This window comes from Thioclava sp. UBA3469, assembly GCF_002378135.1.
GTDB classification, from domain to species: Bacteria; Pseudomonadota; Alphaproteobacteria; order Rhodobacterales; family Rhodobacteraceae; genus Thioclava; species Thioclava sediminum.
Genome location: NZ_DFRG01000162.1, coordinates 522 through 12,813 on the forward strand (window position 1 = coordinate 522; position 12,292 = coordinate 12,813).

A 12,292-nucleotide genomic window follows, 5' to 3' on the forward strand; every position below is an offset into this window, starting at 1 on the left:
CGCCAATGCCGCCGCCGACGCCGCAGCCGCTGCGACCAATGCCGCACAGTCGGCGGCCCCCGCAGGTACCGCGAGCGGTGGCGACACGCAAAAGCCGGTGCCGGCGCAGGGCGTGATGAGCGCGGCGAAGGCGCTGACAGTGGAAGGGTTCGACGCGGATCGGGTGATGGATATCGTCGACACCTCCGAGCTGCCCGAAGCGACGAAGGAGCAATTGCGCACAGCGGTGCAAAGCGCGCGCGACAATCCCCAACTCGTCGAAGGTGTGGTCGATCAGATCCGTGCGGCGCTGGGCTTCTGATCCGAACCGCTGCATCCGTAGAAACGCCAAGGGCCGCGCGACATTCCCTCGCGCGGCCCTTTTCTTTGCGATCCGCCCAGTCGGGTGGGAACGCCTGCACAAAGCCTCGCGTTCGCTCTTCAACGAAAGGAGCCCGCCATGAGCACCCGTCTCGAATTGCAAAGCATTTCCCCCGTCACCCATGACACGCACCACCTCGTCTTCCCGCGCCCCGAGGGGTTCGACTTCGCGCCCGGTCAGGCGGTCGATCTGAACCTGACCCGCGAGGGCTGGACCGACGAGCAGCGTCCGTTCACCTTCACCAATTCGCTAGATGGCGACACGCTTGAATTCGTCATCAAGAGCTATCCCGACCATGATGGCGTGACCGAGCAGATCGCGACGCTCCAGCCCGGCGAGGCGGTGGAAGTCTCCGATCCGTGGGGCGCGATCAAGGACGAAGGCCCCGGCACTTTCATCGCAGGCGGGGCAGGGGTGACGCCTTTCGTCTCGATCCTGCGCGCGCGTCTGGCCCGCGAAGGCACGCTGGAGGGCTGTCGTCTGATCTTCTCGAACAAGACCGAAGCCGACATCATCCTGCGCGACGAGTTCGAGGCGATGGAGGGTCTGGAGACCGTCTGGACCGTCACCGATCAGGACGATCCCGGCAAGGGCGTCGTTTCGATGTATGTCGATCGCGGCTTCCTCGCGCCCTACGTCGAGAAGGAGAGCGGCAAGTTCTACATCTGCGGCCCCGACAAGATGGTCGATGAGATCGAGGCCACGCTGAAGGAGCTTGGCGTCGAGGAAGATCGCATCATTCGCGAGGATTTCGACTGAGGCTGTCCGATCACGTCTAAGTGGTCCCCGACCGCGCGCCCTGCGCCTTCCCGCCCCCTTGCCCCCGGTGAGGGGGCGGCCTAGTTTGCCCTCGCGCAAATTTCTGCCAAGAACAGGCGACAGACAAGCCGGGGGTCCGCACGCATGAGCGAGAAACGCAGCATCTTCGAGGAAGTTGGATCGGAGGGCACCACCACGCGGGCCGAACCCAAGGGCGGCATGATCGACGCAAAGCCCCGCGGCGCGCGCCGGGCGATCCGGATGTGGCTGTTCGTGCTGTTCACGCTGGTCGTGGCGATGATCGCCGTGGGCGGGGCCACGCGCCTCACCGATAGCGGGCTGTCGATCACGCGCTGGGATCCGATCTCGGGGGCGATCCCGCCGATGAGCGATGCCGACTGGCAGGCGGAATTCACCCATTACAAAGAGAGCCCGCAGTTCAAATACATGAACCCCAACATGACCGTGTCCGAGTTCAAGGGCATCTTCTGGTGGGAATGGGGCCATCGGCAGCTAGGCCGCCTGATCGGCATGGTCTGGTTCATCGGCTTCATCGGCTTCTGGCTGACCAAGAAAATCCCGACGGGATGGACAGGGCGACTGTTCAGCCTCGGGATATTGGGCGGTCTGCAGGGCGCGATCGGCTGGTGGATGGTGTCCTCGGGCCTCGTGGGGCGGATGACGTCCGTGGCCTCCTACCGGCTGGCCACGCACCTCGGCCTCGCCTTCATCATCCTCGGCCTGATCTCGTGGTTCGCGCTGCAGCTCTCGCGCCCGGAATCGGCGCTGTTGCAGGCCCGCCGTCTGGCCGAGCCGCGCCTGACCCGGATCGGCTCGGTGCTGATCGGGCTCGTGTTCGTGCAGATCATCCTCGGCGCACTCACGGCGGGGATCGACGCAGGGCTCGCCTTCCCGACATGGCCCTCGATGAACGGGCAGTTCCTGCCGTCGGAGAGCTTCGATTACACGCCGCTGTGGCGTAACTTCTTCGAGAATCCGGCACTGGTGCAATTCATGCACCGCATGGTCGGCTATCTCGTCTTCGCCTCCGGCCTTTACGCCGCATGGCGCGCGCGCAGCTCGGCCCATCCGCGCACCAAGGAAGCCTTCGCGCTGATGGCGGCGATGATCTTCTTCCAGATGGTGCTGGGCATCACCACCGCGCTTGAGCTGGTGAATTACTGGTGGCTGGGTCTCATCCACCAATTCGGTGCTATCATCACCTGGGTCCTCGTGATCCGTGCGCGTCACATGGCGCGCTTCCCCCTTGTTCGTTCCATCCGGGAGGGCCGCGTATGAGCGCCTATCAGGACCTGCTCGCGCATCAGCGCGAAACCGAAGCGCTGGGCAATATCGCCGGGCTGCTAAGCTGGGACCAAGAGGTGATGATGCCGCGCGGCGCTGCCGATCAGCGCGCCGAAGAATCCGCCGCGCTGGAATCGGTGCTGCATGCGCGCCGCACCGATCCGCGCATCGAGGACTGGCTGGCCCGCGCCGAGGCCGATGACGCGGTCAGCGCGCGCGTCCTCGATCTGGTGGGGCGCAGCTACAACCGCGCGACCCGCATCCCGGCACGCCTTGCGACCGAGATGGCGCGTCTGACCTCGCTGTCTCAGGGCATCTGGGCGGAAGCCCGCGCCAATGAGGATGCCTCCGCCTTCCTGCCGACGCTGGAAGAGGTTGTGCGTCTCAAGCGTGAAGAGGCCGAATGCCTGTCCGAGGGCAATCTCTACGATGCGCTGCTCGACGACTATGAGCCGGGCGCGACGTCGAAGGAAATCGCCACGGTCTTCGACCGGATGCGCGGCCCGCTGGTGGAACTGCGCGACCGGGTGCTGGGCTCGGAGGTCTTGCCGCAGCCCTTCGACAAGGTCTTCCCCGAGAACGCGCAACTGCGGCTCGCGCGCAAATGCGCCTCCGCCTTCGGCTATGACTGGACGCGCGGGCGGCTCGACATGTCGGTTCACCCGTTCTCCTCGGGCGGCGGCGACGATGCGCGCATTACCACCCGGATCTCTGAATCCGACCCGTTCGGCAATATCTACTCGACGATCCACGAGGTCGGCCACGCGACCTACGAGCAGGCGATCAACCCGGCCTATCGCTTCACGCCGCTGGGCCATGGCGTCTCGATGGGCGTGCATGAGAGCCAGAGCCGGATCTACGAGAACCAGCTCGGCCGCTCGGCCCCGTTCACCGGCTGGCTGCATCAGCGCATGACCGATGCGTTCGGTGATCTCGGCATGGATACGGAGGCCTTCCACGCGCTGGTCAACCGCGTCGATATGGGCTTCATCCGCACGGAATCGGACGAGCTGAACTACAATCTTCACATCATGCTGCGCTTCGATCTGGAGCGCGACCTGATCTCGGGCAAGCTGGAGGTCGCCGATCTCGAAGAGGCGTGGAATGCCCGTTTCGAGCAGGATTTCGGCGTGAAGGTCAGCAAGCCCAGCCAGGGCTTCCTGCAGGATGTGCATTGGTCGGTGGGACTGTTCGGCTATTTCCCGACCTACGCTCTGGGCAATGTCTATGCGGGCTGTCTCGACGAGGCGATGCGCGCGGTCACGCCCGGCATCGACGCGGCATTGGCCGAGGGCGATGCGAGCCCGGCCAAGCAATGGCTCGACGAGAACCTGCGCGTCCACGGCGGGTTGCGCACCCCGCGCGAGACGATCCAGAACGCCTGCGGGTTCGAGCCGACCGAGACGCCGCTGCTGGCTTATCTGACGCGGAAATTCGAGGGGATCTACAAGCTGTGATGCGCCGCGCTGGTTGAGGGGGCAGGTGCCTCCGGCGGGGATATTTGGATCGAGAAGAAGGGGCGCGCGGCCCCTTCATTGATCTCAGTCCTGCTCGGCGGTCTCGAGTTTCTCCAGCGCCGCCATCCAGAGCGCCTCGGCCTTCTCCATCGCCTTGGTCGCCTCGGTGTGCTTGGCCTGCCAGATCGCGAGATCTCGGGCTTTTTCAGGCTCGTAGAGCGTGGGATCGGCGAGTTTCGCGTCGAGTTTCTCGAGCATGTCGCTCAGCTTCTCGACCCGGGCCTCGCAGTCGCGGACCTCGCGCTTCATGGTGGTCATCGCACAGCGCGACGGTTTCGCGGCTTTCGGAGCGGCCGATTTCGCGGGCTTGTCCTCGGGCGGTGGTGCCAGCAACTCCGCGCGGTAGCTTTCCAGATCGCCCTGATAGGGCGCGACCGCGCCGCCTTTGACCAGCCAGAGCCGGTCGGCCACCAGCCCCAGCAGGTGCATGTCGTGGCTGACAAGGATCACCGCGCCGGAATATTCGGTGAGCGCGGTCACCAGCGCCTCGCGGCTCTCGATATCGAGGTGGTTCGTCGGCTCGTCGAGGATCAAGAGGTGTGGCGCATCGAGCGTCGCCAGCAACAGCGACAGCCGCGCCTTCTGCCCGCCCGAGAGCTTGCCCACCGCCGTCTCCGCCTGATCCGCGCCGAGGCCGAAGCCTGCAAGCCGCGCGCGCAGCTTGGCGGGATGCTCGTCGGGGCGCTCGCGCTTGAGATGGGTGAGCGGCGTCTCTTTCAGGTCCAGCTCGTCGACCTGATGCTGCGCGAAATAGCCGATCCGCAGCTTGGACGAGCGCGTGATCTTGCCGTCCATCACCTGAAGTTTGTCCGCCAAGAGCTTGGAAAGAGTGGATTTCCCCTCGCCGTTCCGGCCCAGCAGCGCGATCCGGTCGTCCTGATCGATGCGCAGGTTGAGCTGCTTGAGGATCGCGGGCCCGCCATAGCCCACGGCGGCACCTTCCATCGCGATGATCGGCGGGGAGAGCTGTTCCGGCGCGGGGAAGGTGAAGACCTGTTTCGCCGCTTCTTCAGGCGCGGTGATCGGCTCCATCTTCTCGAGCATCTTGACGCGCGCCTGCGCCTGCTTGGCCTTGGTGGCCTGCGCGCGGAAGCGATCCACGAAGCCTTGCAGATGGGCGCGACGGGCCTCCTGCTTCTTGGCTTGGGCGGCCTGCGCCTCGCGGCGCAGCCGGCGGGTGCGCGCAAACGTGTCGTAGCCGCCTTGATAAAGCGTGAGTTGCCGATCCTCGAGATGCAGGATCGAGCCCACGGCGCGGTTCAGAAGATCGCGGTCGTGGGAGATCACGATCACCGTATGCGGGTAGCGCATCAGGTAGCTTTCCAGCCAGAGCGCGCCTTCGAGATCGAGATAGTTCGTCGGTTCGTCCAAGAGCAGCAGATCGGGCTGCGCGAAGAGCACGCCCGCCAGCGCCACGCGCATCCGCCAGCCGCCGGAGAAATCCGAGCAGGGGCGCTTTTGCGCCTCCATGTCGAAGCCGAGGCCTTTCAGGATGGCGCTCGCCCGCGCCTCGCCCGACCACGCGTCGATATCGACCAGCCGCGTCTGCACCTCGGCGATGCGATGCGCGTCGGTCGCCGTCTCTGCCTCGGCCAGAAGGCTCGCGCGTTCCTCGTCGGCGGCCAGCACCGTATCGAGCAGCGAGGTCGACGAGGACGGCACTTCCTGAGCCACGCCGCCGACGCGTGCGCGCGAGGGCAGGCCGATCTCGCCGCCATCCAGCGTCAGCTCGCCCCGGATCAGCCGGAACAGTGTCGTCTTGCCCGCGCCGTTGGGGCCGACGAGGCCGACCTTGTGGCCTTCGGGGATGGTGGCGGAGGCGTTCGCAAAGAGCGGACGGCCGTCGATCGAAAAGGAGATATCGGAGATGCGCAACATGGGGCCTGACTTGGCGCAGGGGCGGGCAACAGTCAATCGCTGCTGCGCGCTGCGGCCCCTTCGGCTTGGCAAAAATATCCCCGCCGGAGGCATCTGCGGGCGCAAACCCGCGCAACGACCTGCCGATCGGCCTTGACCAAACGGTCACAAACCCAATCTAGAGTCGCCGCAGCCCCGCCCATGAGGGCTTTTCAAGGCTTCCCCTGCATGGTAGCAGGCGCGGCAGATATTTCGGACCGGATACCGGCCACGAACCACAAGGAAAGGGTCACACATGGCCATCGAACGCACGCTGAGCATCATCAAACCCGACGCGACCAAGCGCAACCTCACCGGCAAGATCAACGCCAAGTTCGAGGAAGCGGGTCTGCGCATCGTCGCGCAGAAGCGCATCCAGCTGACCATGGATCAGGCCGGCAAGTTCTACGAAGTCCACAAAGAGCGCCCCTTCTACGGCGAACTGTGCGAGTTCATGGCCTCCGAGCCGGTCGTCGTTCAGGTGCTCGAGGGTGAAGGCGCGATCGCCAAGAACCGCGAAGTGATGGGCGCGACCAACCCGGCGGAAGCCGACGAGGGTACCATCCGCAAGGAATACGCGCTCTCCGTGGGCGAGAACTCGGTGCACGGCTCCGACGCTCCGGAAACCGCTGCGGAAGAAATCTCGTTCTTCTTCTCGGGTCTCGAGATCGTCGGCTGATCTAGCGTTTCGCGATCAGACCAATTTCCGAGAGGGCCGCGTCCAGCCGGGCGCGGCCCTTCTCTTTTGCGGATTGGGTGCTGCTGTCGCTCGCCGCGATCCGCGCCTTAAGTGCATCGAATTTCTTGCGGAATTCGGCCTTCTCGGCGCCGCGGCAATCGTTCCACGGGCGCCCCTGCAGCGCCATGTGCAGCGCGTAATAGCCGATGAAATGGGCGGGGTTGCCGACCTCGATCCACGCGGTATAGGCGGCGTCCGCGCCGATCTCGCGCAGTTCCTCGGCCGAGGTGATCCCGGCGCGCATGAAACCTTCGGCGGTGGCGGGGCCGATCCCCTTGATGGATGTGAGAGAGGTGCTCATCGTGCCGGACGGTCCTTCGGGGCGCGCTGTATCAGTATCGCGCGGGCTGGCGTCGGGACAGTTTGAGAGCGGACTTCGCGCCACGCAAGAGCAGCGCGAAGGAGAGACCGAATGGGAGGCGGCGCGAAAACCGGCAGTGAATGAAGATGCCGGTTGCGGAGCCTGCCAGCGCCGCTATCATCGCGACGCGAGAAATGGCGTCAGATGGACGCCCAGTCGTCGAATACGGTGCCGTTCTGTTGGGTCGTATTGCCCGTTTGGCCTTGTTGCTGGCCAGGACGGTTCGTGCCGCCTTGCTGTTGCTGGCCTGATTGAGTGCCCGATTGCTGTTGCATGACCTAAGCCTTGTGATGAGTCGCGTTTAGCGGGGTCTTCCCGTTGCTGCGACAAGTAGACACAGGCTCTCGCCGGGAAAAGGGGGGGTCAAGCGAAACTGAATTTTGATCTCTTTGCCGTGAGCGGGTGTCATGAAACTGTGACGTTGGCGCCACGAAAGCGCTGCTGCGCACGGCAATGCGTCAGAAATATGGACCTACCGGAGCGTCATGTCGCGGCGGTTATTCCGCGGCGCGTGCGGTTGCGCAGATCGACAGCGGCTGCAGGCCGGGCAGGCTGAGCATCGCCTCTAGCGCAGTGTTGTTGTCGACCAGATCGGCGAGCGTCTTGCGGTCCAGCGTCCCGTAAAAGGCCTCGAGCGCATCACTCAGCGCATCGCGGAACAGACAGGCGTCGCGCAGCGGGCAGGTGTTGGTCTCGGTATCGAAACATTCCGCGAAGGGCAGGGCGGCCTCGAAGGCGCGCAGCACTTTGCCCACGCCGATCTCTTCGGGCGGGCGGGCGAGTTGCATCCCGCCAGCGCGACCGCCCAGGGTGGTGATGAAATTCTCGCGTGCGAGCGTGTTGATGACCTGCGCGAGATGGTTCTCGGACGCGTTACAGGCCTCCGCGATCTCGTGTTTGCGCACGGTGCGATGCGGATTGACCGCGCAGAACATCAGCACGCGCATCGCGAGATTGGTTCGTGTGGTCAGACGCATCGCAACTCCTCCAGCTCACGAAGCGGTGATATAGGTAAGTTTACCTCGCAGGTTTGACCTATGTCACGTTCCTTGAAAATTTTCGTCACAGAGCGGGTCTGGCGCAAGCGGGGATCCGCCGGAGGCAATATGCGCGGGACTTAGACGCGCGCAGCACCCGGCGCGGCGAATGCGTCCATTTGTCAGACTCCTCACACACGGATGCGTGAGTAAATGAGAGGTGTGGCCCCGTCGCGCGGATTGGTCCGGCGCGGCGCGGGTGATCTGATCCGTCGCGTTGTGGGCCGTTCGGCCCCGCGCGGCGATGGCCACCGGGAGGGCAAGATGAGCAGTCTGGCTGAAACGAGTGCCGCGCATAGTCGGCTCGAGCATTTTCCGATCACCTTCTATGCGACGACGATGGGGCTCGGGGGCTTCACGCTGGCGCTGCGCGCGGCGGCCAAGCCGCTCGGGCTCGGGCCGTTGCCCTATCAGGTGAGTTTCGCGGTGACCGGCGTGGTCTTCGTGCTGATCTCGGTCTTCTATCTCGCCAAGGCCGCGCGGCACCCGCAAGCTGTGAGCGCGGAATGGCATCACCCGATCCGGCTGGCCTTCTTCCCGACCGTCGCGATCTCGCTGTTGCTGCTGGCGACCGGGGCGCTGACGGTCTCGACCTCGCTTGCGCTCCTGCTGTGGCTGGCGGGTACGACTCTGCAGGGGATCATGACACTCGCGGTCGTGACCAACTGGATCGGGACGCGCAGTTTCAAACACGGGCAGCTGAACCCGGCATGGTTCATCCCGGCGGTGGGCAATGTGATCGTGCCAGTGGCGGGCGCGCAGCTTGGTTTCATCGAGATCAGCTGGCTGTTCTTCTCGGCCGGGATGCTGTTTTGGCTCGTGTTGTTGACGCTGGTGTTCAACCGTCTGATCTTCCACGATCCCCTGCCGAGCAAGCTGCAGCCGACGCTGGTGATCCTGATCGCGCCGCCCGCGGTGGCCTTCATCGCGTGGCTGCGCCTGACCGGCGAGCAGATCGTGCCCGGGGCCGGGGTCGGACAGGGCGTCGATCCCTTCGCGCATATCCTTTTGTCGCTGGCCTATGTCTTTGCGGCGCTCGTCGCGGTGCAGCTGCCACGCATCCTGCGGCTGCCCTTCGCGATGAGCTTCTGGGCGCTGAGCTTCCCAATCGCGGCGCTGACCATCGCGACCTTCCTCCATGCCGAATACGCCCATTCCGAGCCGCATCTGCGCATGGCGGTGGCGTTCCTCGCGATCCTTGCCGTGGTGATCGTGGGGCTCGTCTGGCGTACGGGGCTTGCGATCCTGCACGGAGAGATTTGCCAGCCGGAGTGAGGAGGCGCGCCCCGAGGGGATGAACGTTTGTCTTTGCACGAGGGCGGCGCCCGACCTCGGGTGGACGCAGCTTAATTAGAGGTCTGCGCTTTATCTCGCATACCCTCCCACGTTTCGGTCACACGAAGTCGCTGGGAGGGCGGGCGCTGCCCGGGGCTCGTCGCCCCGGGCGGAGCTATGCCCAAGCGCTGGAAGTCAGACGCGCCCCTCATCCCCTCGCGCGGCAGCTTGACCTCCCGCGAGGGCGAGCGCAGATTTCGCGGGCGAAAAGGAGGGGCGATCATGGCTCTGGAAGATGCGAAAACCCAAGTGGATCAGGCTTTTACGCGGGCAGAGGCACGTGGCCTGAGCTTCGAGAACACTTTCGGCGGGGCCACCAGCTTCCTGCGGCGGCGCTATACGAAGGACCTCGCGGGCGCGCAGATTGCCGTGACCGGCATCCCCTTCGATCAGGCGGTGACGAACCGCCCCGGCACGCGCTTCGGGCCGCGGGCGATCCGCGAAGCCTCGACGCTGCAGGCGTTCGACGCGCCCTATGGCTGGGGCTATGACCCGTTCTCAGAACTCGCCATCGTCGATTACGGTGACATGCCCTTCGACTATGCCAATGTGCCGGAAGTGCCGGGCCGGATCGAGGCGCATCTGGGTACGATCTTCGGGGCGGGCGTCGTGCCGATCACGCTGGGCGGCGATCACTTTATCACCCTGCCGATCCTGCGTGCAGCGGCTGCCAAACATGGGGAGATCGCGCTCGTTCAGTTCGACGCCCATTCCGACACCTGGGCCGATGACGATATGGACCGGATCGACCACGGCACGTTCCTCTACAAGGCGATCAAGTCGGGCGTCGTGAAGGCCGAGAATACCGTCTCGGTCGGTATCCGCACCGACAATCCCGATACGCTGGGCGTGACGATCGTGGATGCGCCTTCCGTGCATCGCGAGGGCGTCGAGGCCACGCTGGAACGCATCCGCGCGGTCGTGGGCGACAAGCCCTGTTACATCACCTTCGACATCGACGGGCTCGACCCGGCCTTCGCGCCCGGCACCGGCACGCCGGTCTGGGGCGGTCTGGCCAGCTGGCAGGCGGCAGAGCTGTTGCGCGGGCTGAAGGGCATCAACCTGATCGGCGGCGATGTGGTCGAGGTCTCTCCTCCCTACGATCCGACCGGCGTGACGGCCATCGCGGGCGCCCATGTCGCGACCGAGCTGATCGCGCTGGCCGGTTGGGGGCTGCGGGAGGGCGCGGCATGAACCGGGCCGTGACGATCCTCGCGCTCGGGCTGGCCGCGGTGGCCTTGGCCGATGGCTGGGTGCGCTTCGCCCCGATCGATCCTGCGCGCTACAAGGTCGAAGGTCTGGCGAAAGCGCCCGGCGATCATCCCGAGACGGGCGGGTTTCAGGCGGCCCGCGAGGTCTCCGACCCGCTGGTGCAGGTGGCCGCGCTCGACAAGATCATCCGCGCCACCGCGCGCACGAAGCGGGTGGCCGGCAGCGTCGATGAGGGGCACGTGGCCTATGTCACCCGCTCCGCCTTCTTCGGCTTTCCCGACGTCACCACGCTTTGGGTCGAGGGCAACACGCTGCAAATCCGCGGCCATCTCGTCTACGGCAGATCCGACCTCGGCGTGAACAAGGCCCGGATCATGGGCTGGCTCGACGAGGCGGGGCTGTAGCGGGTCTGATCCGAGGCGCGCCCACCGGGTCACAGCGATCAACTCTGACGGCGCGCTCCCTTGCGAAGAGAGGGGGCGGAGCCTAAGTGAGGCTCCATGCAGCCGGAGCCAGCATGACCACCATGTACCGTTATTTCTCCTGGGCCATCGCCGTCACTATCGCGGGGCTGGTCGGGTCGTTCGCGCTGGGATTTGCCCAGACCGGCGGGCTTGGCGGCGCGGTCTCTTTCCTGATGATAACGGCGGTGCTCGCCGTGCTGGAAATCTCGCTGAGCTTCGACAACGCCATCGTCAACGCCAACAAGCTGCACCAGATGACGCCGAAATGGCAGCGTCGTTTCCTTACCTGGGGTATTCTGATCGCGGTCTTCGGGATGCGTATCCTGTTCCCGCTGCTGATCGTCGTGATCGCCGCCGGGATCGGACCATGGGAGGCGGTGCAACTGGCCGCGAAACATCCGGCGGAATATGCCGAGATCATCGAGGACGCGCATCTGTCGATCGCGGGCTTCGGCGGGGCCTTCCTGATGATGGTCGCGCTCACCTATTTCATCGACGAGGGCAAGGAGGTCGACTGGATCCGAGCGTTGGAGCGCCGGTTGCGCGCGCTCGCCTCGATCCGCGGGCTCGAGATCGGCCTCGTGCTGATCGTCATTCTGGCCTTCACCTGGATCTTGCCGGAAGGGCGCGAGGACGAGTTCATGTTCGCCTCCATCTGCGGGCTTGCGACCTTCCTCGGGGTCGAAGTGCTGAGCCACGTGCTCGACCGGACGAATCTCGCCGCCGAGACGGCCAAGGCGGGCCTCGGCGCGTTCCTCTATCTCGAAGTGCTCGACGCGTCCTTCAGCTTCGACGGGGTGATCGGGGCCTTCGCGCTGACCCAGAACCTGTTCCTGATCGCGATCGGTCTGGGGATCGGCGCGATGTATGTGCGCTCGATGACCCTGATGCTGGTGGAGCGCAACACGCTCAGCGAATTCCGCTATCTCGAGAACGGCGCCTTCTGGTCGATCCTGATCCTCTCGGTCGTCATGTTCGCGCAGACATTGGTCGAAGTGCCCGAGGTGATTACCGGGCTGATCGGGGCCGGGCTGATCGGGCTGGCGCTGCTGTCCTCGATCCGTTTCAACAAGCGCAGCAGAGCCGCCGTCGAGAGTTGAAATTTTCTTGACAGACTGCGGCGCGCGCGGCACAGCAGGGGCACTTCGGTTCCGCCTTGGCGGATGAAAAGGGAACCCGGTGCGATGCGTGCATTCATTCCGGGGCTGCCCCCGCAACTGTGAGCGGCGAGTGACGGCTGACTGAGCCACTGGGGCGACCCGGGAAGGCCAGCCGAAACCAAGACCCGCGAGCCAGGAGACCTGCC

General features: G+C 65.1%; 11 protein-coding genes, 1 pseudogene and 1 riboswitch. Of the genes and pseudogenes, 9 read left to right on the plus strand and 3 right to left on the minus strand.

Annotated elements, in window-relative coordinates:
- The 4 genes and pseudogenes from B3D39_RS12375 to B3D39_RS12390 form a co-directional block, all read left to right on the plus strand.
- A pseudogene (locus B3D39_RS12375) lies at positions 1-301 on the plus strand (hypothetical protein); the annotation flags it as partial.
- A 138-nt stretch (positions 302-439) separates the two neighbouring features.
- Entirely contained in the window at positions 440-1,120 is a 681-nt protein-coding gene (locus B3D39_RS12380) for an FAD-binding oxidoreductase (protein ID WP_274962497.1), read from the plus strand.
- Between the two features lie 144 nt (positions 1,121-1,264).
- Positions 1,265-2,419 carry a heme A synthase gene (gene ctaA / locus B3D39_RS12385; protein WP_274962498.1) on the plus strand — a complete coding sequence of 385 codons (1,155 nt, stop codon included), beginning with the start codon at positions 1,265-1,267 and terminating at the stop codon, positions 2,417-2,419.
- Positions 2,416-3,882: a carboxypeptidase M32 gene (locus B3D39_RS12390; RefSeq protein ID WP_274962499.1), complete on the plus strand. Its 1,467-nt coding sequence runs from the start codon at positions 2,416-2,418 to the stop codon at positions 3,880-3,882. Before ctaA ends, B3D39_RS12390 begins: the two co-directional genes overlap by 4 nt.
- A gap of 84 nt (positions 3,883-3,966) precedes the next feature.
- Here B3D39_RS12390 and B3D39_RS12395 read toward each other — a convergent pair whose 3' ends face one another.
- The gene (locus tag B3D39_RS12395; RefSeq protein WP_274962500.1) at positions 3,967-5,820 is read right to left on the minus strand and encodes an ABC-F family ATP-binding cassette domain-containing protein; all 1,854 of its coding nucleotides are present in this window, start codon (positions 5,818-5,820) and stop codon (positions 3,967-3,969) included.
- 274 nt (positions 5,821-6,094) lie between these two features.
- On the opposite strand from B3D39_RS12395, the gene ndk reads away from it, so the two are divergent.
- Complete coding sequence (gene ndk, locus B3D39_RS12400) at positions 6,095-6,517, plus strand: nucleoside-diphosphate kinase (RefSeq protein ID WP_078520946.1); 423 nt, start codon at positions 6,095-6,097, stop codon at positions 6,515-6,517.
- A gap of 1 nt (position 6,518) precedes the next feature.
- On the opposite strand, the gene B3D39_RS12405 is transcribed toward ndk, so the two are convergent.
- Positions 6,519-6,878, minus strand: coding sequence for a TfoX/Sxy family DNA transformation protein (locus B3D39_RS12405; protein WP_274962501.1), 360 nt, complete (start codon positions 6,876-6,878; stop codon positions 6,519-6,521).
- 557 nt (positions 6,879-7,435) lie between these two features.
- Positions 7,436-7,915, minus strand: a complete 480-nt coding sequence (locus tag B3D39_RS12410; RefSeq protein ID WP_286789742.1) for an RrF2 family transcriptional regulator — start codon at positions 7,913-7,915, stop codon at positions 7,436-7,438.
- 324 nt (positions 7,916-8,239) lie between these two features.
- Here B3D39_RS12410 and B3D39_RS12415 point away from each other — a divergent pair, with 324 nt between their 5' ends.
- The 4 genes from B3D39_RS12415 (at position 8,240) to B3D39_RS12430 (ending at position 12,086) form a co-directional block, all read left to right on the plus strand.
- Positions 8,240-9,250, plus strand: a complete 1,011-nt coding sequence (locus B3D39_RS12415; protein ID WP_274962502.1) for an SLAC1 anion channel family protein — start codon at positions 8,240-8,242, stop codon at positions 9,248-9,250.
- Positions 9,251-9,532: 282 nt separating this feature from the next.
- On the plus strand, positions 9,533-10,504 hold the full coding sequence (gene speB / locus B3D39_RS12420; RefSeq protein ID WP_274962503.1) for an agmatinase: 972 nt from the start codon (positions 9,533-9,535) through the stop codon (positions 10,502-10,504).
- Entirely contained in the window at positions 10,501-10,926 is a 426-nt protein-coding gene (locus tag B3D39_RS12425) for a DUF1499 domain-containing protein (protein WP_274962504.1), read from the plus strand. Before speB ends, B3D39_RS12425 begins: the two co-directional genes overlap by 4 nt.
- Before the next feature lie 113 nt (positions 10,927-11,039).
- Positions 11,040-12,086: a DUF475 domain-containing protein gene (locus B3D39_RS12430; protein WP_274962505.1), complete on the plus strand. Its 1,047-nt coding sequence runs from the start codon at positions 11,040-11,042 to the stop codon at positions 12,084-12,086.
- A 29-nt stretch (positions 12,087-12,115) separates the two neighbouring features.
- Positions 12,116-12,292: riboswitch (cobalamin riboswitch) on the plus strand.

What these genes read in the sequence shown, in the direction of transcription:
- ndk (WP_078520946.1), top strand. Translation starts at nt 6,095, where the DNA reads ATGGCCATCGAACGCACGCTGAGCATCATCAAACCCGACGCGACCAAG.
- speB (WP_274962503.1), top strand. Translation starts at nt 9,533, where the DNA reads ATGGCTCTGGAAGATGCGAAAACCCAAGTGGATCAGGCTTTTACGCGG.
- B3D39_RS12380 (WP_274962497.1), top strand. Translation starts at nt 440, where the DNA reads ATGAGCACCCGTCTCGAATTGCAAAGCATTTCCCCCGTCACCCATGAC.
- B3D39_RS12425 (WP_274962504.1), top strand. Translation starts at nt 10,501, where the DNA reads ATGAACCGGGCCGTGACGATCCTCGCGCTCGGGCTGGCCGCGGTGGCC.
- B3D39_RS12415 (WP_274962502.1), top strand. Translation starts at nt 8,240, where the DNA reads ATGAGCAGTCTGGCTGAAACGAGTGCCGCGCATAGTCGGCTCGAGCAT.
- B3D39_RS12405 (WP_274962501.1), bottom strand. Translation starts at nt 6,878, where the DNA reads ATGAGCACCTCTCTCACATCCATCAAGGGGATCGGCCCCGCCACCGCC.
- B3D39_RS12410 (WP_286789742.1), bottom strand. Translation starts at nt 7,915, where the DNA reads ATGCGTCTGACCACACGAACCAATCTCGCGATGCGCGTGCTGATGTTC.
- B3D39_RS12430 (WP_274962505.1), top strand. Translation starts at nt 11,040, where the DNA reads ATGACCACCATGTACCGTTATTTCTCCTGGGCCATCGCCGTCACTATC.
- B3D39_RS12395 (WP_274962500.1), bottom strand. Translation starts at nt 5,820, where the DNA reads ATGTTGCGCATCTCCGATATCTCCTTTTCGATCGACGGCCGTCCGCTC.
- B3D39_RS12390 (WP_274962499.1), top strand. Translation starts at nt 2,416, where the DNA reads ATGAGCGCCTATCAGGACCTGCTCGCGCATCAGCGCGAAACCGAAGCG.
- ctaA (WP_274962498.1), top strand. Translation starts at nt 1,265, where the DNA reads ATGAGCGAGAAACGCAGCATCTTCGAGGAAGTTGGATCGGAGGGCACC.